Raw genomic sequence first — 19,169 nt, 5'->3', positions numbered from 1 at the left:
AATGGCGAGGTGGGAAAATGGATGAATTGATCGTGAAATATGCAAAAGACCAACTGGAACTTTTGAAGAGAATCGTGGAAAGATCAAAAGGAGTCTCTCTCCTCATAGATGGTGAGGATCTCTCTTATCAGAGGGAAATCTCCCTGGCACTGCCCGAGTACGTGGAGAAGTTTCCACCGAAGGCATCGGACGTGCTGGAAATCGATCCAAAGGGTGAAAACATCGGAATAGACGAGATTCGATCGATAAAGGACTTTTTGAATTACAGTCCGGAACTTTACAGCAGAAAGTACGTGATTGTCCACGATTGTGAGAGGATGACTCAGCAGGCGGCAAACGCTTTCTTGAAGACCCTTGAGGAACCTCCCGAGTACGCTGTGATCGTTTTGAACACCAGACACTGGCATTATCTGCTTCCCACGATAAGGAGTAGGGTCTTCAGGGTGAGTGTGAGGGTTCCCAGAGAATTCTGGGAAGCGGTGAAGGAGAAACTCGGAAACCTGTGGGAGGAACTTCCGCTTCTTGAAAGGGATTTCTCAATGGCTCTGGAATCTTACAGATCTGGTCGGGAAAAGATCCTTTCTCTTCTGGAAAACGTGAAATCTCTGGGATCCAACCAGCTTTTGAAGAAGGTGATGGCAAAGGATCTGGAGGGTTATCTTGCCTGTAGAGAGCTTCTGGAGAGACTTTCCAAAGCAGAACCAAAGGGATTCTTTGATCTTTTCGATCAGGTGGTGAACACCATCACAGGAAGGGATGCGTTCCTTTTGATTCAGAAAATGGTGAGAATCGTGCTTCACGAAAATGGATGGGAAGGAGCGGATGCCCAGAGGAACGTGTCTTTCCTTGATTCCATTCTCAGAGTGAAGACGGCGAACCTGAACACCAGGATCACTTTGATGAACGTTCTGATCATTCACAGAAAAAGAAAGAGAGGTGTTCACGCTTGGAGCTGAAAGCAAAAGCGGTGGGTGTGGAGATAATTCCAAAGGGTAAGATAATATACTACTCCGTTCCCAACGGTGAGGATTACTCAAAAGGAGATCTGGTCCTTGTGATGGGAGACTTCGGTCTTGAGGTCGGGAGGGTTCTCATTCCCGTTCGTGAAGTGAGCATAGACGAGGTCGGCTACGAGTTGAAAGCTGTGATCAGAAAGCTAACGGAGGAAGATATGGAGCAGTACAAAAAGAACGTGGAAGACGCATGGAAGGCCTTTCAGATCTGTAAACAGAAGATAAAGGAACACGGTCTTCCGATGAAGCTCCTCCATGCGAGGTACACCTTCGACAGATCAAGACTCATATTCTTCTTCAGTGCGGAAGGAAGGGTCGACTTCAGAGAACTCGTGAGGGACCTTGCGAAGATATTCAAAACCAGGATAGAACTGCGCCAGGTTGGTGTAAGAGACGAGATGAAGTTCTTCGGAGGACTTGGGTTGTGCGGGCTTCCAACGTGTTGTTCCACTTTCCTCAGGGAGTTTTCCAGTGTCACGCTGAAACACGCCAAAAAACAGCAGATGATGATCAATCCGGCCAAGATATCCGGGCCCTGTCGAAGACTTCTCTGTTGCCTCACTTATGAGTACGACTTCTACGAAAAAGAGCTGAAGGGAATTCCCGACGAGGGAAGCACCATAACGTACGAAGGGAAACGTTACAGGGTGGTCAACGTGAACGTGTTTCTGAAAACAGTGACCCTTTTCTCGGATCAGGAGGGAGAGATGATAAAGGTCCCGTTCGATCGTTTCAGGAAGGGGGAATGAAGATGTTCCAGGGGATTGGAAAGTTTCTGATCCTCATGGGACTCATCCTCGTGGCTTTCGGGGTTCTGCTTGTACTGTTCGAAAAGATCCCGTTTCTTGGGAAACTTCCCGGAGATATAGTGATAAGGCGAAAAAACTTCGTTTTTTACTTTCCTTTGATGACGAGCTTGATCATCAGCGTGGTGATATCTCTCATTCTGTACCTGATATCCCGAATGAGGTGATGGTATGGACGATCAGATAAAAAGGAAAGTTTACAGTTACATTGGATTCGCTGTTAAGGCAAGAAAGATCGTATTCGGAAAAGAACGTATCAGGGCGTATATAAGGGCCCCGAGAAAGAAGAAACTCATCATCATAGCGAAAGATGCCAGCGAGAGGACAAAGAGGGACACTATAATACGGTGTGAAAACAAGAACGTTCCGTACATTGTCATGTTCACCAAGGAAGAGTTAGGGAGGCTTCTGGACAAACCCGGTGTTTCTGTGGTAGGTCTGGAGGAGGACAGTCTGATTGAGGCTATAGAAAAGGTGGTAAAATAGACGAGGCGAGGTGATAGAAGTGGCCAGATTGAGAGTCTACGAGCTGGCAAAAAAACTCAACATGTCTCCAAAGGAACTCCTTCAGGAACTGGAAGAACTCGGCGTCAGTGTGAAAAGCCACATGAGTTTCGTGGACGAAGAGATCGCGAACATCATCATAGATCTGCTTGAAGAAGACAGAGGAAAGAAATCAAAGCAGCCTTCAAAATCAAAGAGAGAAAGTGACGAAGAGATAGAAAAGGAAGTCGTTGAAAAGAAAAAGAGGAGAAAAATCACATTAAAACCGGACGAGTTAAAACTCGACATAATCGCTGAAAAAATAGGTGTCCCTCAGAACAAGATCATACAGGACATGTTCGTGAAAAGAGGCATCGCACTGAGGCCGGGGCAGATCCTGAAACTCGAAGAAGTAGATCAGATCCTGAAAGAATACAAAGTGGAAGTGGAACTGGAAGAAGAACAGGCACCCGAAGAGGAGATCGATGAATTTGAGCTTCTGGAGAAGAAATACCAGGAGCTCTATGAGAAAGAGAAGGACAAATTGGTGCCAAGACCTCCTGTTGTGACGGTGATGGGACACGTCGATCATGGAAAGACAACGCTCCTTGACAGGATCAGATCTACAAGGGTTGCCGAAAAAGAGGAAGGTGGCATAACCCAGTCCATAGGTGCCTATCAGGTGGAAGTGAACGGAAAGAAGATCACTTTCATAGATACACCGGGGCACGAACTCTTCACCGAGATGAGAGCAAGGGGTGCCCAGGCGACGGATATCGTTGTTCTCGTTGTCGCTGCAGACGACGGGGTGATGCCCCAGACGATAGAGGCGTACAACCACGCAAAGGCGGCGAACGTTCCCATCATAGTCGCGATAAACAAGATAGACAAACCGAATGCGAATGTGGAGAAGACAAAACAGGAGCTCGTGGAAAAACTCGGTCTCATCCCGGAAGAATGGGGTGGCGATACGATCGTTGTTCCCATCTCAGCGAGGACCGGACAGGGAGTGGATGAGCTCCTCGAGATGATTCTCCTCGTTGCAGAAATGAACGAGATCAAGTGTTATCCTGAAGGACCCGCTAGAGGCGTGATCATAGAGTCCAAACTGGACAAAAAGATGGGACCCGTCGCGAGTGTGATAGTGAAAGACGGTGTTCTGAGAGTAGGAGACGCCGTCGTGGCCGCCAACACTTATGGAAAGGTGAGGAACCTGTTCGATGACAGGATGAGACCTATAAAGGAGGCACTTCCGTCTCAACCCGTTATGATTCTCGGGTTCGAGGATGTGCCGGACGTTCACTCGAACGTCTACGCGGTGGAAAGCGTGGAGAAGGCAAGAAACATCGTTGAAAAAAGACTGGAAAGGCTGGAGTCCCAAAAACAGACGAAAAAGCACGTGAACCTGGAAGAACTCATGAAGATGATGCAGGAAAAAGACAAAAAGATCCTGAACCTCATTCTGAAGGCAGACACCTACGGTTCGGTTGCGGCACTGAGAAACGCCATAAACAAACTCCAGTCCAAGGAAATAGAGCTGAACATCGTCCACGCCGGAGTTGGTGAGATCAGCACCAGTGACGTCATGCTGGCTGCAGCCGTGGACGGTGTGATACTTGGTTTCAGGGTGAAGGTGAACAACAAAGCCAGAAAACTCGCAGAACAGGAAGGGGTCGACGTGAGGACGTACTCCATCATCTACAAACTCGTTGACGATCTGAAACTCGCCCTGGAGGGAATGCTGGAGCCCGAAGAAGTGGAGGAAGTGATCGGACATGGAGAGATAAAGAAGGTCTTCAAGATCTCAAAGGTTGGAAAAGTTGCCGGCGTGCAGATGCTGGATGGAAAGGCAGACAAAGATGGTTTTGTGAGAATCTACAGGAACGGCCAGCTCATCTTTGAAGGAAAAATAGAGAGTCTGAAGCATTACAAAGAAGACGTGAAAGTCGTCGAGGCACCACAGGAATGCGGTATAAAATTTGCAGGTTTCGATGACATACAGGAAGGGGATGAACTCGAGTTCTACGTGATAAAGAAAGTGAAGAGGAAGCCCACCTTTGTAGAGGAGCAGATGGCTCAGGAACAGAAATGAAGGGGCAGAGCCCCTTCTTTTTTATTCGATCGTTTCGACCCTCACGTTGTCGAAGAAAACAGTCTGGAAGGTTGTTGCCATTCCTATTCCTCCTGAGAACACGTCGGAGTCAGTGACATCGATGACCTTTCTTCCGTTCATAAAGATCTGAATCTTCTCTCCGTCTGCAATGACCTTCAAGTACATCCAGTCGTCGCTCAGTTTGAAACTTTTGTTCTCTGCTATTTTCATATCTATGCTCCCGGCGAACTTGTGAAGGGCCACACCGTACTCTGAGAAAGATACGTAGAATCCTTTCTTTCCATCTTCGGAGAGTCTGAAGTATACTCTTCCTTCTGCTGAGCCTTCTCTTTTCAAGTTGCACTCGAGTGTGAAGTTTGTCCACTCACCCGGAGTGAAAATTCCCCGGTCTATGTCCATTCTGAGAATCTTTCCGATGGTTTTGTCTGCCTGGACTCCCTCTTCGACGTGGGGAGCTCTCCCAAGCACCCTCCATGGTCCAAAGGGTGCCACTTCTCCCTGACCGTACGATTCGAAATCTTCGAAGAAATCTTCTGTTCCAGTTGGCTTTACCACCTTGAAACCGAGATCCACCTTCGGTACTTCCACATTCACTTCGGGAAGAGGAACGGGAACCTGTACTCTCGATTCACAGCTTGTTCCCACAAAAAGAATCAGTGAACCCAGAGCCACAAGGAGTAAAAGCAATCTTTTCATAAAAACACCCCCTTGAAAAATCTTAAGTAAGATTGTATCACATTTTCTTTAAAGCAAGAATTTGTAACAAATTGAGTATCAGTTCAAATTTTTCTCTATGAACTCCACCATGTGATCGTAGTGTGAACCTTTCCAGTAGACTCTCCCACAGCTCGGGCAGCGTACAAACTCATTGAAGATTCTGTAAACTTTTGGAGGAACTCTGTCTTTCACACTTTCTTTAGGTACTTCTTCGAATTCTGTGTTGCACTCGATGCATCTTGTGAACGGCTTCATCCACCTTTTCAAATCGTATCTTTCCACCACTTCCACCAGCTGTTTTTTCGGGGCGGTGTTTCTCACGTAGTAGCCGAAGACAAGCTCTTTTCTCTTCAACAGACCCACATCGCGGGACAGGAGTATGGCATTTTCTTTAACTGCCATCCTGCAGAGTTTTTCGTCTTCTTCTTCGCCGAAGAAGGCGTAAAAGCCAAGCATTCTGAGAAACCTGGCGAGTTTTCCAAGATGGATGTCGAGTACGAACCGGGGCTCACCTTCGTATCTGGGGGTGACGAGCCATTCTGAGGGAATCTCTATGGTCTGAAACTCAGGATAAACGCAGAAAAATTCACCATCGTTCACCATGTGATCGAAACTCACAGGTTTTCCATTCAGTATGATAAAACTCACTTCAACGTGTGGCACTCCAAGTGCCTCTATTCTGTCCTTCACCGTCTGAAAGCCTGTGAAGCGATGGACTTTCACCCTTTCGTTGTCCTTGAAAAAATCGTTCAACCTGCCGAAGAATCTGAAAAAGGCGACTTTTTCATATTTCATTCTGTATCCCTCTTGTGATAGAATATCAGTGTATAAGTTTTACCTAAGTGGAGGTGATCTTCATGTTGAAATCCGGCGATAAGGCGATCGATTTTGAACTGGTGAACACAGAACTGAAAAGAGTGAAACTTTCGGACTATTCAGGAAAAAACGTGGTTCTCGTTTTCTATCCTGGTGCGTTCACGAGTGTCTGTGAAAAGGAACTGTGCACGTTCAGAGATTCCCTCTCCAAGTTTAACAGATTCAACGCAGTTGTTCTTGGTATCAGTGTGGATAGTCCCTTTGCGAACAAAGCGTTTGCAGAGAAGAATCACATCACGTTCGACCTTCTCTCTGACTTCGCTGGAAAAGTGGCATCCCAGTACGGAGGAGTGCACGAGAACTTCCTGGGTATTCCTGGCTACACCGTTGCAAAGAGGGCGGTCTTCATCGTGGACAGTAGCGGAACGATCGTCTACTCCTGGGTGTCCGACGATCCAGGGAAAGAGCCCGTCTACGAAGAGATAGAGATGGAACTTGAACGTCTTTCAGGGTAAAAGACCGGACGATTCTTCCGATAAAAGAACAGGGGAGGTGATAGTTTGAGAGTAGAGAGTGTCGGATACAATCCAGTATATCCGAACTATGCAGTACAGCGCTCTCTGTCCACTGGTAACACTCCCGTTATGAGCAAGGAACAGATGGAGCAGATCCTTTTCTTCTCCCTCTATCAGCAAACAGGTTTGAACTTGAAACTGGTGAGGATCGCAGGAGAGCTTTACTCTGGAAAGACAATGGATCAACTTGTGTGAAGGGGCGAGATGCCCCTTCACTCATGGGGGAGTGGGGCATGGCAGAGGAAATTTTAAGAAAACTCCTTTTCCATAAAAGATCGCTGAGAAAAGACGAAACGATCGACATTTTTAGAAGGGTGACCTATTTCTTTCCCAAAGATTTTGTTCTCACGAATTATCCCAGACAACCCGTTGCTGTCTTCAACCCGGGAGCGGTCCTCGTGGGAAAGAGTCTTCATGTGTTCCCAAGGGTGATATTCGATTACTACAAGTACGTGTCGTCGATAGGTCACTTCGTGGTGGACATCGATGATCTGTTCAATGGGAAAGTGAAAAAACCCATAGAAATGGAAATCGTCTTCTGGCCACGCGACATCCAGGAGTTCCTCGGGTGCGAAGATCCAAGGGTCTTTTTCAGAGACTCTCGGTTCGAGATACTGTACACAGCAAAAGGGTACAAAGACTGGTCACAGGAAGGAAAGCCGCACACGGACTTTCTTGCTTACGCTGTTCTGGACGAAGACCTGAATCTTCTGGAAAAGAAATACGTCTCCATAAAGAGCACGCTCGGTGATTTCATCCCCGTTTCGATGAAGGATAGCTCTTTTGTAGAATCGAACGTGATACTGACCAGGATAACGGTGGGAGATACCAAAGTCTGCTGGCGTGGAAGAATGGAAGGAGACTCCATAGATCTCTACAGCCTAGATCCGGTTTTCTTCCCGGAAAAATGGGAAACAAAAGTTGGATGGTCCACCAACGCCGTCAGGGTTAAGAGAGGGTACCTCATAGGTTGGCACGCGGTTCTCAAGGATCTCACCTACAAAAACGGTCTGGCGCTCGTGGATGGTAGAGGAAAACTTCTTGGAACGACAAACTACGTTCTCTCACCAAAGGGCGTGATCGAAGAGTACGGTGACAGGATCAGAGTGATCTTTGGTTGTGGACTTGTGGTATACGAAGGAAAGGTGATATGGATAGGTGGTGTCTCCGACTGGGCTATAGGTGTGTTCGAGGCTGACGAAGGTGAGATCATGAATTTAATGAAAGAAGCAACATGATTTTAACAACAGAGTGGTATGGTTTTCTCATGAGGTGAGAGCGTGTGCAGTTTCGTACTTTTTGAACAGGGAATTCTCAGCGATATGATAATGTGCACTACATCGAAGAGCCGGCCCCTCAGCGGACCGGGGGTTTTTGCGTGACCGCTGAGCAGAAAATCGAGGGGCCGGCCGAAAGGTCGGCCCCTTTTGTTTTTCAGAAGGAGGTGAAAGAATGAGAGTTCAGATCGGAGGACCCATCCTGGGAACGTCACGATTCAGAAGGTACGATCTTGGAGGATGCTCCCTGATGATCGGAAGGAAACACACGGGAAAACTACCAGATATTGATTTCTCCGCAAAGAGCGTTCAGGAAATCGGAAAAGACCTGATGAACGCTCTGGACGAATTCATCCTGGAAAGAGACGGAAAGGTGTTTTTGAAACTGGCCAGACCTCTCACACTTCGTTACTCGAGGGATCTGACGATCAGGATAGATCCGTTCCTGACACCTGCCTTCCTCATCTTCGAAGATTTTGAAGATGGCAGAGGATGCGTTGTGATGGCAAGAACCGAAGAGACGGCAGAAGACTTGATCAAAAAATTCGACGAAACGGTGAAATGGCCAGAAGACTTTCCAGGCTTTCTGAAGACAGTGAAGAAGAACGATCAGGTACTTGGAGTGGTGGGAAACGTTGGAAAGGTGACGGGAATATGGACGAGAGGAAGCATCGTGGTAATCTAGCTCTCCAGCCACTTTCTGTCCCAATCTTTTCGGGGAAAGAGTTTTTTCAGGGATGAAACGATGGTTCCAGAGACTTTCAGAAAGTAGTAGATGAAACGTACCGATGGATCTTCGATTTTGTAGTTGAAACGAAACACGTCTCCACGATATTTTCCTCTTTCCTTAAGGTATCTTTCGAACTCTGTACCAGAAAGGGGCAGAAGTTTTGTGGTGATATCGATCGGGCGGATCTTATCTCTCATGATCCGGCGAACAATTTTCAGAAACTTTGCATTCTCCTGCAGTTCTTCAAGACTTGTGCGATCGTCGAACATAATGAAACCCGGAGAAACGTAAAGATCGAGTTTAGAGAGAATCTCCAGAGCTTTCAGATTCTGTTCAACTGTGACTCCTTTTCTGAACCTGTCCAGCATGGATTGAGATCCCGACTCCAGCCCGAGGAAGACTCTTCTCAGACCACTTTCTTTCAACAGCCTGAACAACCTTTCATCTACCTCTGTAACTCTGCTTTCTATTGCGTACCTCAGTTTCAGCTTTCTTCTGATTATTTCGGTTGCTATCTTTGCTGCTCTCTCTTTAGAGATCGTAAAGTTCGCATCGCAGAAGATGACGTTTTCGATTTTGTACTCCTTCACCAGCACTTCCAGTTCATCCACCACGTTTTCTGGATCTCTCAGACGAATCTTCGGCCCGAACTTTTCGTAGAACGGAACAACGCTGCAAAAAGAGCACGAAGCGTAACACCCACGGGAAGTTATCACCGACGCTGCTCCCGTCTTTTCGTATATCCTTGGGAGGTTGTCCCGTACAGGAAAGGGCAGACTGTTCAGATCTTTCACGAGAGAGCGCGAGGGAGTGGTTTTTATTTCTCCTTCCTCTCTGTAGGCAACGCCATGGATCCTCCTCCAGTCTTTATCTCCAAAGATGGCTTTCACCAGTTCGTAGAAAGTGATCTCTCCTTCACCGAGAACCACAGAATCGATGCAGTGGTACTTTTCCAGTATCTCACGATAAGCAAAGGTGGGGAAAATGCCACCCACAGATATGTGCGCATCGGTTTTTTTTTCTCAGAGCTGAGATGAAGTTCAACACCTCCACAGCGTAAATCTGAAAGGGAAGAGTTACTCCTATCACCTTTGCTGGTATTTTTGAGATCTCTTCGACGGCCCGTCTTGGAGACCAGCCCTCGAGTTTCGTGTCCACAATCTGGACACTCATTCCTTTCTCTCTCAGGTAGGCAGCGATATAAGGTAGTCCCAGATGATCCGCTATCCCCACCTTTTTCATGGGGGGATACACCAGCAAAACGTCCGGCATTTTCCCCACCGATCTTTCAGTTCAGAATGCCAGATACACCATCGCTTCTGGGTTAACGACATAGAAGGTGAACGTCTCCGTCACAAAGAGCCTCACACTGTCTTTTTCCCTGTCTTCGTAGCCTATCGACAGATCCTGTCCAAGGATCAGTTTGAAGTCTCCTCCTCGCTCGGACACAACAAGAGCGTCTTCAATTCTGGGTGTGGTGATGACTCTACCTCCAAGAAGTTCCGTCACTCTTTTTTCGAGGGGATAATGCCCGGTCCCTTCTTTCAGGAGGTTGATCCATCTGTCCGTGTTTATGACGAGGGTGTAGGGACCATCTATACCCTCTTTTGAGAACGTCGAAAGAGCCCTCATCAGAGACTCGAGAAGATCTCCTGGAGAGTTTCCACACTGGATCTTTCGCTCTTCATTGAAGGAAAGAAGGCCCTTCACACCAGATTTTTCGCACCCTTCGAATATCACTTCATCCTCGAATTCAGCCACTTTTCTCACGGTCTCTTCAAGACTGGAAAGATCCACGTTTTCTTTTCCCCTTTCGAGGTTGTCGAGTTCCCACAGTCCAAGTGTGAACGTCGCTCTCAGTTCGATCAAAGGAAGGGATTTTCTCAATCCCCATTTCACAGTTTCATTCTCATCCGAGAGCACCTCGACTTCTCCGAGTGGATGGGCGGCGTATTCCCAGCCGTAGGGGCCTACCACGTCTACGAACCTTCTTCCATAAAGTTGTGTTTTGAATATCTCCCTTGCCCTGTTGTCTATCTCCTGCCACTGTTTCTCTGTCAAAGGAGCAAACGATCTTTTCAGAAATTCCATGTTTTTCACCCCTTTCAGATCTTCCTTATACCGAGGTCTCCACCTGCAGAGGAATCACCGGAGGTCTCTTCCTCTTCTATCTCTGTGATCGGCCTGTCTGTGAACAGATATGTTCTGAGGGCTTCGTCCCAGCCCGGCATGTTCCTTCTCAACCACTCAAGAAGCATCGCAGCGTGTTCCATCTCCTCGTTTCTGTTGTGCTCCAGGATCTTCCTTACGGTTTCATCCTGGGTGGTTGCGACTCTCTGGTGATACCAGGCAACCGCTTCTATCTCTTCCTTCAGACTGTTGAGGGCCCTGACGAAATCTCTGTCCTTTCCTGTGAGTTCAGAAACCGGTTCATGGTACTGATCTGCCATTTTCTCTCACCTCCATTGAATTCTTTTGAAAATGAAACATCCATTTAAATTTTACCACAAAAGTATGTATTAGAATCTCACTGTGGAAATCCAGATACAACCCTTCCCCAGGGGGAGCTCCTATTCCGGGGCTGAGAGGAGGACGGAAGTCCTCGACCCCTAGAACCTGATCCGGGTAATACCGGCGGAGGGAATGGGGAAGGGAAAAGAAAAAACCCTCCGCCCTGTGCGGAGGAATTTATTTTTATAGGGAGGTGCTTTCATGAGGGATGTTCTGATCTCCAGACTCATCGTCGAGAGGTACTTCGAAAAACTCAGAGACAGTCTGGAACTGGATGTTGCGATCGTTGGAGCAGGGCCAAGTGGACTCACAGCGGCGTACGAGCTGGCGAAGAAGGGTTTCAGAGTAGCAGTTTTTGAAGAAAGAAACGTGCCTGGTGGTGGTATATGGGGCGGCGGAATGATGTTCAACGAGATCGTGCTGGAGAAGGAACTGGAAGACTTTCTGAAAGAACTGGAGATCGAATACACTCTTAGAGAAGATCACATCGTGGTGGATTCCGTGCACTTTGCTTCCGGACTCCTTTACAGGGCAACGAAGGTAGGGGCCTTACTCTTCAACAACGTCTCTGTAGAGGATGTTGCCGTCCAGAACGGAAGGGTGTGCGGCGTTGTGGTGAACTGGGGACCCACGGTGAGGCTGGGACTCCACGTTGATCCCATCACGATAAAGGCTTCCTTCACCGTGGATGGAACGGGGCATCCTGCGAACGTGGTATCGCTTCTTGCAAAGCGTGGACTCGTTGAGATGAAAACGGAATTTCCCATGGATGCCGATGAAGCGGAGAAGTTCGTTGTGGAAAACACCGGTGAGATCTTCCCGGGACTTCTCGTTTCCGGAATGGCTGTGTGTGCCGTCCACGGTGGCCCCAGAATGGGTCCGATCTTCGGAGGCATGGTTCTGTCCGGTCAGAAGGTTGCGAAGTTGATAAGTGAAAAGCTGGGGTGAGATCATGACTCAGATGGAGATGGCACGGAAAGGTATCGTTTCCGAAGAGATGAAAAAGGTTGCCGAGTACGAAGGTGTGGATGTGGAAGAGGTTCGGCAAAAGATAGCAGAGGGAAGAGCCGTTCTTCCAAAGAACAAACTCCACAGAGTGAGTAAACCCATGATCGTTGGTGAAGGCTTCAGTGTGAAGGTGAACGCCAACATAGGAACATCTCAGGGGTTCTCCTCGATCGAAGAGGAAAAGGAGAAAGCCAGAGTAGCGATAGAGTACGGAGCGGATTCCCTCATGGTTCTCTCCACATGGGGGGACCTGAGAGAGATCAGAAGGACGATCGTGGAAATGTCTCCCGTCCCCGTTGGTTCTGTACCCATCTACGATTCTGCCGTGAAGAGCTATCAGATGAAAAAGAACGTGGTGGATTTCTCGGAGAAGGACTTTTTCGACATGGTGATCGCACACGCCGAAGACGGCATCGATTTTATGACGATACACGTGGGTGTGACAAGAAGGGTTCTCGAAAGAGTGAAGAACTCAAAGAGAATTCTGAAGATCGTGAGCAGGGGAGGAGCGATCATCGCCGGCTGGATGATAAAGAACAATAGAGAAAACCCGTTCTACGAACACTTCGATGAACTTCTGGACATAGCAAAGGAGTACGATATCACCCTGAGCCTTGGAGATGGAATGAGACCGGGAGCGGTAGTGGATGCGAGTGACTCCCAGCAGTTTGAAGAGCTCTTCGTGATGGGAGAACTCGTGGAGAGAGCAAGAGAAAAGGAAGTCCAGGTGATGCTGGAAGGACCCGGCCACGTTCCACTGAACGAAGTGGAGATGAACGTGAAACTCATGAAGAAGGTAGGAAAAGGTGTTCCCATCTTTCTACTGGGTCCTCTTCCCACCGACAGAGCAATGGGATACGACCACATAGCCTGTGCGATCGGAGGGGCTCTTGCCGGCTACTACGGTGCGGACTTTCTCTGTTATGTGACACCATCGGAACACATTTCCCTTCCAGATGTTGAGGATGTGAGAGAAGGTGTGATAGCATCTAAAATAGCGGCGGTTGTGGCGGATGTTGCACGTGGAAACAGAAAAGCCTGGGAACTGGAAAAGCGCATGGCTCTCGCCCGGAAGAACTTCGACTGGGAAACGATGTTCGATCTTTCACTGGGAAGAGACATTGCAAAGAAAAAGTACGAGGAAAGGCCATATCCCGACAAGGGTTGTTCCATGTGTGGACCCTTCTGTGCAATAAAGATAGCGGAGGAGTTCTCTTGAGGAAAGGCGTTTCCACAAGCATCATAAGGAGCAGACCGGATCTCCTTGAAACACTTCCACAGGCCGATGTGTACGAACTGGGTTTTTTCAAAATGGAGGACCTGGAACGCGTCCTCCACTTCTTTTCAGGCAGACACTTTGGGGTTCATGCTCCTTTCGTTTACAGATACGTCGATCGCCACCCAAACCCCACCTCGTTGAACGAAGAAAAAAGATGGGACACGTTCTCCGTGAACAGAAGGTGTGCTGATCTCTCAAAAAAGATCGGAGCCGATTACGTCGTTGTTCACTTTCCAAACGCCGTTCAGAAGGAAAACTGGCTTTTCATTTACGAAGAAGTGGAAAGAGAATTCTCCGAACTTGCCACCCTCGCCAGGGTCCGGGTGGAGAACGTCTACGGAAACGATCATTTTCACTCTGCGAAGGACTACAGAATCTTCCTTGAGAACACAGGTTGCAAGATGTGTGTTGATGTAGGGCACCTTCTTCTCGACGCTGAGATCTACCACCTTTCTCCTGTGAAGTTCATCGAAGAGCTTTCAGACCTGATCGAAGAGTTCCACGTATACTACGCTGACTTTGAAACTTACAGAAGGTGTCACCATGCTCCCTGGGGTGAGTTGAAGGACTTCTTCGAGATTCTGGAGTTCATAAGAGGTATGGATGTGGATTTCGTTATAGAACCAACTCCAGAGTGTAGTGAGGGCCTGGAAAAACTCCTCGAGTACTGGAGGGATCTGTGATGGTACTTGTGTTATCGGGCTTTGACCCTTCTGGAGGGGCGGGAATGCTTCAGGACGTGAAAATTCTGTCTGCACTCGGGATAAGGGCCCACGGTGTGATATCTGCCCTGACCGTTCAGAACGAGGAAAAGGTTTTCTCTGTGAGTTTCAGAGACTGGGAAGAAATGAAAAGGGAGATCGAGGTGCTCACTCCACCACGGGTGATAAAGGTGGGTCTTGCCCGTCCCGAAGTGGTGAAGAATTTGAGAGAGATGTTTCCAGATTCAACGATCGTGTGGAACGTTGTGCTTGAGTCTTCTTCGGGTTTCAGGTTTCAGGATCTGGGCGAAGTGAGAGAGTTCACCAGTTACGCCGACTACGTTGTACTGAACAACGAGGAAGCAAAAAGGGTGGGAGAACATGAAAATTTCATCGTCACCGGCGGACATGAAAAAGATGACAGGATAAGGGTGAGGTACAGGGAACTCGTCATCGAAATCTCCAGGGTGCCCGGAGAGTTTCACGGAACAGGGTGCGCCTTCTCCAGTGCAATTGCTGGTTTTCTGGCGCTGAATTACCCTGTGGAGGAGGCGATCAGAGCCGCCATGGAACTTCTCAGAAAGATCCTCGAAAGGTCCTCGAGTGTGGTGGAGACAGAAAAACTTCTTCGTGACTGGCACAAGTACGACGTCCTCAACACACTGGACGAGATCCTCCCGGAGTTTCTTGAGATAGGACCCCTCACGGTGCCGGAGGTTGGACAGAACGTTTCTTACGCTTTGCCCTGGGCACAGAGTGAGTACGAGGTGGGAAAGTTTCCAGGAAGGATCAGGCTCAAAGAGGGAAAGGCGGTGGCTGTATCCTGCGCTTCCTTCAGAGACAGATCCCACACCGCACGGATGACGATCACCATGATGCGTTTTTATCCGTACATGAGATGCACGGTGAACGTGAGATACAGAAAAGAGTACGTGGAGAGGGCAAGGAAAAAGGGATTGAAAGTCTATCATTACGACAGATCGAAAGAACCAGAGGAGATCAGAGAAAAGGAGGGCCAGTCCATGGTGTGGATGATAGAGCGGGCGATCTCGGAGTTGAAATCGCCTCCAGACTTGATATATAATGAAGGGTGGTGGGGGAAAGAAGCGATGATAAGGGTGTTTGGGAGAAATCCAAAGGAGGTTCTGGAGAAGATAAAACTCATGCTGAAGGAGTGAGAGCATGCCGAAGGCAGAAGGCAGAATCTTCGATTTCAAAGGGCACGATGCGATAAGAACGGACTTTCTGGAGGCCATAGATTTCGATGGAAAAGAAGAGTACATCAGAATCGAAACCGAAGAGTTCTCTGCCGTCTGTCCTTTTTCTGGACTTCCAGACATAGGCAAGGTGATCATAGAATACTATCCCGACGGTGGAAAGATAGTTGAGTTGAAGTCCCTGAAGTACTACTTCGTCAGTTTCAGGAACGTGGGAATATACCAGGAAGAGGCAACGAAGAGAATATACGAAGACCTGAAGAACCTCTTGAAAACGGACCGTCTGAGAGTCACCGTGATATACAACATAAGAGGCGGGATAAAGACAACAACGCAGATAGGTTCACTGGAGGGAAGAGAAAATGGAAAAGCTGAATGAGAGACTGATACTCCTGACAGGAATATTCGTTTCTGCTCTGACCATTTCGAACGTGATCGCGGGAAAACTTGTGAACATAGGTCCATTCCTTGTTCCTGTGGCGGTTCTGTGTTATCCCATCACGTTTGCTGTAACGGACATCGTGTCGGAGGTTTACGGGAAAAGAACCGCGCAGAAGGTGGTGTGGACCGGCTTTTTCACCTCTCTCATACTCGTAATCTACTCGCAGATCGCCGCTCTCTACCCTCCCGCCTCCATCTTTGAAGGGAACGAAGCGTTCATGAAGGTGTTCGGTGCCACGCCGAGGATCGTTCTTGCGAGTATCCTCGCATACGTTCTCTCTCAGTCCCACGATGTCTGGGCCTTTCACTTTTGGAAGAGGATCACAGGGGGATCACATCTGTGGCTCAGAAACAATCTTTCCACGATGGTCTCCCAGTTCATAGATACCCTCGTGTTCATCACCGTGGCCTTCGCCGGAACGGTTCCGGGAACTGCACTCTCCCAGATGGTCTTCTCTCAGTACGCAGTGAAACTGATCATCGCCGCGATCGACACTCCCTTCGTCTATCTGGGAGTGAAACTCGTGAGTGGTAGATGGGTTGTGAAGGAAGGGAGCTGATACCTTTGATAGTCGCGAGGGGACTGACGAGAAAGTTCGGAGATTTTGTCGCTGTCGATCATGTTGATCTTGTGGTGAGACCTGGTGAGATATACGGCTTTCTGGGACCAAACGGTGCCGGGAAAACGACCACCATAAGGATGCTCACAGGTGTTTTGAAGCCAACTGAGGGTGAGATAGAAATCCTCGGAATGAACATGAAGACACACGAGATGGAGATAAAAAAGAACATCGGAGTCGTTCCGGATGAGCCGAAGATCTACACTCACCTGACGGGGAAGGAATTTCTGGATTTCATCGTGGAAATATACGGCCTCAACGAAAAAGAGGTGAGCAAAAGGATAGCGGAGCTCTGCGAGGCTTTCAAGGTGGATTACCTGGGAAAGAGAGTGGGTGAGATGTCGCACGGAATGAAACAGAAGCTCATGCTGGTCAGTGTCTTCATGAGAAGGCCCAGGGTGATCTTTCTGGATGAACCCACGGTGGGTCTCGATGCAAAGAGTGCCAAAATTCTGAAACTTCTCCTGAGAAAGTACGCAGACGAAGGTGCCACGATATTCCTCACCACGCACATCCTGGAGATCGCGGAGAAGATGTGCGACAGGATCGGCATCATAAATAAAGGAAGACTCATAGCGGAGGGAACCATGGAAGAGCTCAGAAAACTCTCCGGTCAGGAGAAAGCTTCACTGGAGGACCTCTTCCTTCAACTCACGGCGGAAAACGAGGAAATAGAAGAGATCATCAGGGAGTTGTGAGGTATGAGAGAACTCTTTGTGCTCATGAAGTACGCAAATCCACAGGGAAAGAAAGGACTGTACGCGGTGCTCTTCACCGCACTGATGATGGGTGTGCTCTTTTACTCTCTCATGGGAAAGACCTTTGAAGAACTGCTGAACAGGTTCGGAGAGGAAGTTTTTGTTGCTTCTCTGACGTTTTCGACCACCCTGTTTTCTATGATGTTTCTACTTGGGATTTCTTTCTATCTTTCTCATTCTCTTGTTCTGGAGGAAGAGATCGAATTTCTCCTCACCCTGCCGATCAGAAGAAGTACGGTGGTCATCTATCAGATGTTGATGTCTCTCTTTTACCAGGCCTTTGTTTTGATAACGATGTTTCTGAACCTTCTGATGCTCTCTTTTCTCACCAGAGATCCCGTTCCGGTACTGTCTGGGATTTTGCATCTTTTCTTCCTTGTTTTTCTGGGATCTGCTCTGTCGATAGCTCTTGGGAGGATCTTGAATCGATCGATGGCACGCCGGCTTTCTTCGGTGGTACAGCTTCTTGCCGTTTTCGGGTTCCTCGCGATCGTGAACGTTCCAGACTTTGCCACCGTGGCAGGAAGGTTCATCGTTTCGAAGTGGAATATTCTGGCGTATCCCGTTCTTTCACACGTCAGGTCCATTTTTTTAATCCACGAAGCTCTTCTTGTAGTCCTTTCTTTTCTGGCCTTTTATCTAGTATCACAGAAAGCTGCCTTTGAACCCGTTGCGTATGGGAAAAGAGAAGAACAGGGGAAAAAAAGGTTTCCGGGGAGAGGATTTTTCAAGAAGGACTTCATCACCCTTTTTCGTGAAGAAAGGATGGTTTATTTTCTTTTCTATCCGGTGGGCTTTGGAGTTCTGATGACGATCGTGGGAAGTGCAGATTTCGGATTGATCTTTGCAGTTGGTATCTCTGCTCTCTACAACGCGACGATGACGGCGATGCTCTGGAGGAAAGAACTGGAAGTCTGGCCACTTCCCAGGATCTTTCCCGTCAGGTTGAAAGATGTCGTTCTTTCAAAGGTGCTCGTTCCATCCTTTCTGAACACCGCGGTTGTTTCAGGTTACGTGATCTTTCTGGTCTTCTACCAGAGGCAATTTCTCTACCTTTCTTTCATTCCCGTGTGTTTGAGTCTTTACTTTTTTGTCTCAGTAGTTGGGCTTTTTCTCTCAAAGTGGGAGGAAGCGGGCCAACTTGCAAACCCTGCGAAGGTCTTTTCCACGCCGGTGGTTCTTCTGGTACAGCTTCTTGCCCTCGGGGTGGTGGCCGCTCTCGGATACGTTCTTTCACTCGGGGCGCATCTTCTCTTCGCACTGGCTTTAATATCCGTTGTTGTGGGAAGTATCGGTGGATTTGCCGCAATTTTCAAGCGTTTTGTGGCTCGTGTAGAAAAATTTGAGACGTGAGATCCTTTCAAAGGGTGTCACCGGACCTTCCTGACCAAGAATCTGTGAACATTCCACCGCTTTTTCTAGGGCTTCTCTGCGAGATCTTCCTTTCAGAAGCTCGTGAATCAGCACAACATCGAACAGATCTCCAAGACCGATCGGATAAAAAAACGACTTCCCGTTTCCTGGAACATGGATATCGCCCCATCTTGCACCCTCTGGCCCCATTTTCACCACATCACATCTGGTTCTTGAACATTCTTTCTCGTTTCCTATGATGAGTGCCTTCAAACCACTGGTGTCGATCTTTGCTCTGGGACCGATGTCAATTACTACGTTGTGTCCTCTCTCACACACGGTTTTCAGAGTTTTCTTTGGGACTTCGCCCGTTGCGAAGACAAGATCATAATCGTCCATCGTGGGTGGAACGGCGATGTTTTCTCTGTTCACACCGATCTCAACGGCAAGAGGTCTTCCGTTACGGGCTATGAACAGTCCTGTTTTTCCATGAAGAATCGACATATGAGAAACATCGAAGCCCGATCTTTTAAGTTCGTCCATCAGGTGTTTTCCTCGAAAGTCCTCTCCAACGTTGGAGTAGAAATCGACTCTGTGTCCAAGAAGGAAAAGGCCGTACGCCACGTTAAGGCCTGACCCACCTGGAGATTCCCTGATGATTGTCTTGTGTGGATCTTCGCCGAACAGGAAGATGTCCCAGAAAGTCCCGCCAAAGATCGCTATCTTCAATGAAAATCCCTCCCATGATAGA

At 48.2% G+C, this 19,169-nt stretch carries 24 protein-coding genes and 1 riboswitch; of the genes, 17 read left to right on the top strand and 7 right to left on the bottom strand.

Annotated elements, in window-relative coordinates; translation table 11 throughout:
* The first annotated feature begins 17 nt into the window (after window positions 1-17).
* From CTN_RS09005 to infB, 5 genes are read left to right on the top strand one after another with little or no spacing between them, the layout of a single operon-like run.
* A complete protein-coding gene (locus CTN_RS09005) occupies window positions 18-956 on the top strand; it encodes a DNA polymerase III subunit gamma (protein WP_038068100.1) in 939 nt (312 codons plus the stop codon).
* Window positions 947-1,762 (top strand): PSP1 domain-containing protein, encoded by an 816-nt coding sequence (locus CTN_RS09000; protein WP_015920218.1) that lies wholly within the window; start codon window positions 947-949, stop codon window positions 1,760-1,762. The genes CTN_RS09005 and CTN_RS09000 overlap by 10 nt, the downstream gene beginning before the upstream one ends.
* 2 nt (window positions 1,763-1,764) lie before the next feature.
* Window positions 1,765-1,986, top strand: a complete 222-nt coding sequence (locus tag CTN_RS08995; RefSeq protein WP_038068099.1) for a DUF2905 domain-containing protein — start codon at window positions 1,765-1,767, stop codon at window positions 1,984-1,986.
* A 4-nt stretch (window positions 1,987-1,990) separates the two neighbouring features.
* On the top strand, window positions 1,991-2,305 hold the full coding sequence (locus tag CTN_RS08990) for a L7Ae/L30e/S12e/Gadd45 family ribosomal protein (RefSeq protein ID WP_012310349.1): 315 nt from the start codon (window positions 1,991-1,993) through the stop codon (window positions 2,303-2,305).
* Window positions 2,306-2,324: 19 nt separating this feature from the next.
* Window positions 2,325-4,394, top strand: coding sequence for a translation initiation factor IF-2 (gene infB / locus CTN_RS08985; protein ID WP_038068097.1), 2,070 nt, complete (start codon window positions 2,325-2,327; stop codon window positions 4,392-4,394).
* Between the two features lie 21 nt (window positions 4,395-4,415).
* Here infB and CTN_RS08980 read toward each other — a convergent pair whose 3' ends face one another.
* Both CTN_RS08980 and CTN_RS08975 read right to left on the bottom strand, forming a co-directional pair.
* The gene (locus CTN_RS08980) at window positions 4,416-5,111 is read right to left on the bottom strand and encodes a 3-keto-alpha-glucoside-1,2-lyase-like domain-containing protein (RefSeq protein ID WP_015920215.1); all 696 of its coding nucleotides are present in this window, start codon (window positions 5,109-5,111) and stop codon (window positions 4,416-4,418) included.
* 78 nt (window positions 5,112-5,189) lie between these two features.
* The gene (locus CTN_RS08975; protein ID WP_015920214.1) at window positions 5,190-5,927 is read right to left on the bottom strand and encodes a Mut7-C RNAse domain-containing protein; all 738 of its coding nucleotides are present in this window, start codon (window positions 5,925-5,927) and stop codon (window positions 5,190-5,192) included.
* A 62-nt stretch (window positions 5,928-5,989) separates the two neighbouring features.
* Between CTN_RS08975 and CTN_RS08970 the strand changes: the two genes are divergently transcribed.
* The 4 genes from CTN_RS08970 to CTN_RS08955 all read left to right on the top strand — a co-directional run bounded on the left by CTN_RS08970 (window position 5,990) and on the right by CTN_RS08955 (window position 8,485).
* Entirely contained in the window at window positions 5,990-6,463 is a 474-nt protein-coding gene (locus tag CTN_RS08970; RefSeq protein WP_038068095.1) for a peroxiredoxin, read from the top strand.
* Between the two features lie 45 nt (window positions 6,464-6,508).
* Window positions 6,509-6,718, top strand: coding sequence for a hypothetical protein (locus CTN_RS08965; RefSeq protein WP_015920212.1), 210 nt, complete (start codon window positions 6,509-6,511; stop codon window positions 6,716-6,718).
* A 38-nt stretch (window positions 6,719-6,756) separates the two neighbouring features.
* Window positions 6,757-7,761 (top strand): glycoside hydrolase family 130 protein, encoded by a 1,005-nt coding sequence (locus CTN_RS08960; RefSeq protein WP_041437825.1) that lies wholly within the window; start codon window positions 6,757-6,759, stop codon window positions 7,759-7,761.
* A 214-nt stretch (window positions 7,762-7,975) separates the two neighbouring features.
* A complete protein-coding gene (locus CTN_RS08955; protein ID WP_015920210.1) occupies window positions 7,976-8,485 on the top strand; it encodes a hypothetical protein in 510 nt (169 codons plus the stop codon).
* Here the strand turns inward: CTN_RS08955 and CTN_RS08950 are convergent.
* Genes CTN_RS08950 through CTN_RS08940 form a run of 4 tightly spaced genes read right to left on the bottom strand, consistent with a single transcriptional unit; the run spans window position 8,482 to window position 10,980 of the window.
* Complete coding sequence (locus CTN_RS08950; RefSeq protein WP_161595593.1) at window positions 8,482-9,525, bottom strand: B12-binding domain-containing radical SAM protein; 1,044 nt, start codon at window positions 9,523-9,525, stop codon at window positions 8,482-8,484. The genes CTN_RS08955 and CTN_RS08950 overlap by 4 nt on opposite strands.
* Window positions 9,491-9,772, bottom strand: a complete 282-nt coding sequence (locus CTN_RS09665) for a cobalamin B12-binding domain-containing protein (RefSeq protein WP_161595592.1) — start codon at window positions 9,770-9,772, stop codon at window positions 9,491-9,493. The genes CTN_RS08950 and CTN_RS09665 overlap by 35 nt, the downstream gene beginning before the upstream one ends.
* A 51-nt stretch (window positions 9,773-9,823) precedes the next feature.
* Window positions 9,824-10,621 carry a family 1 encapsulin nanocompartment shell protein gene (locus CTN_RS08945; protein WP_038068092.1) on the bottom strand — a complete coding sequence of 266 codons (798 nt, stop codon included), beginning with the start codon at window positions 10,619-10,621 and terminating at the stop codon, window positions 9,824-9,826.
* 14 nt (window positions 10,622-10,635) lie between these two features.
* On the bottom strand, window positions 10,636-10,980 hold the full coding sequence (locus tag CTN_RS08940) for an encapsulin-associated ferritin-like protein (protein ID WP_015920206.1): 345 nt from the start codon (window positions 10,978-10,980) through the stop codon (window positions 10,636-10,638).
* Window positions 10,981-11,080: 100 nt separating this feature from the next.
* Window positions 11,081-11,191: riboswitch (TPP riboswitch) on the top strand.
* Window positions 11,192-11,242: 51 nt separating this feature from the next.
* On the opposite strand from CTN_RS08940, the gene CTN_RS08935 reads away from it, so the two are divergent.
* Genes CTN_RS08935 through CTN_RS08900 form a run of 8 tightly spaced genes read left to right on the top strand, consistent with a single transcriptional unit; the run spans window position 11,243 to window position 18,418 of the window.
* Window positions 11,243-11,989 carry a sulfide-dependent adenosine diphosphate thiazole synthase gene (locus CTN_RS08935; protein ID WP_015920205.1) on the top strand — a complete coding sequence of 249 codons (747 nt, stop codon included), beginning with the start codon at window positions 11,243-11,245 and terminating at the stop codon, window positions 11,987-11,989.
* A 4-nt stretch (window positions 11,990-11,993) separates the two neighbouring features.
* A complete protein-coding gene (gene thiC / locus CTN_RS08930; RefSeq protein ID WP_015920204.1) occupies window positions 11,994-13,268 on the top strand; it encodes a phosphomethylpyrimidine synthase ThiC in 1,275 nt (424 codons plus the stop codon).
* The gene (locus CTN_RS08925; protein WP_015920203.1) at window positions 13,265-14,011 is read left to right on the top strand and encodes a sugar phosphate isomerase/epimerase family protein; all 747 of its coding nucleotides are present in this window, start codon (window positions 13,265-13,267) and stop codon (window positions 14,009-14,011) included. The genes thiC and CTN_RS08925 overlap by 4 nt, the downstream gene beginning before the upstream one ends.
* A complete protein-coding gene (locus CTN_RS08920) occupies window positions 14,011-15,207 on the top strand; it encodes a thiamine-phosphate synthase family protein (RefSeq protein ID WP_041437822.1) in 1,197 nt (398 codons plus the stop codon). Before CTN_RS08925 ends, CTN_RS08920 begins: the two co-directional genes overlap by 1 nt.
* Window positions 15,208-15,211: 4 nt before the next feature.
* Complete coding sequence (gene queF, locus CTN_RS08915) at window positions 15,212-15,625, top strand: preQ(1) synthase (protein ID WP_015920201.1); 414 nt, start codon at window positions 15,212-15,214, stop codon at window positions 15,623-15,625.
* On the top strand, window positions 15,609-16,247 hold the full coding sequence (locus tag CTN_RS08910; RefSeq protein ID WP_015920200.1) for a queuosine precursor transporter: 639 nt from the start codon (window positions 15,609-15,611) through the stop codon (window positions 16,245-16,247). Before queF ends, CTN_RS08910 begins: the two co-directional genes overlap by 17 nt.
* Window positions 16,248-16,252: 5 nt before the next feature.
* Window positions 16,253-17,005, top strand: a complete 753-nt coding sequence (locus CTN_RS08905; RefSeq protein ID WP_038068085.1) for an ABC transporter ATP-binding protein — start codon at window positions 16,253-16,255, stop codon at window positions 17,003-17,005.
* Between the two features lie 3 nt (window positions 17,006-17,008).
* Window positions 17,009-18,418 carry a hypothetical protein gene (locus CTN_RS08900; protein WP_015920198.1) on the top strand — a complete coding sequence of 470 codons (1,410 nt, stop codon included), beginning with the start codon at window positions 17,009-17,011 and terminating at the stop codon, window positions 18,416-18,418.
* Here the strand turns inward: CTN_RS08900 and CTN_RS08895 are convergent.
* Window positions 18,332-19,147, bottom strand: a complete 816-nt coding sequence (locus CTN_RS08895) for a PfkB family carbohydrate kinase (RefSeq protein ID WP_015920196.1) — start codon at window positions 19,145-19,147, stop codon at window positions 18,332-18,334. The genes CTN_RS08900 and CTN_RS08895 overlap by 87 nt on opposite strands.
* Window positions 19,148-19,169: the final 22 nt, after the last annotated feature.

This window comes from Thermotoga neapolitana DSM 4359 (assembly GCF_000018945.1).
GTDB lineage: Bacteria > Thermotogota > Thermotogae > Thermotogales > Thermotogaceae > Thermotoga > Thermotoga neapolitana.
The sequence above is the reverse complement of the archived record's forward strand: the minus strand, read 5'-3'. Positions and strand labels throughout refer to the sequence as shown.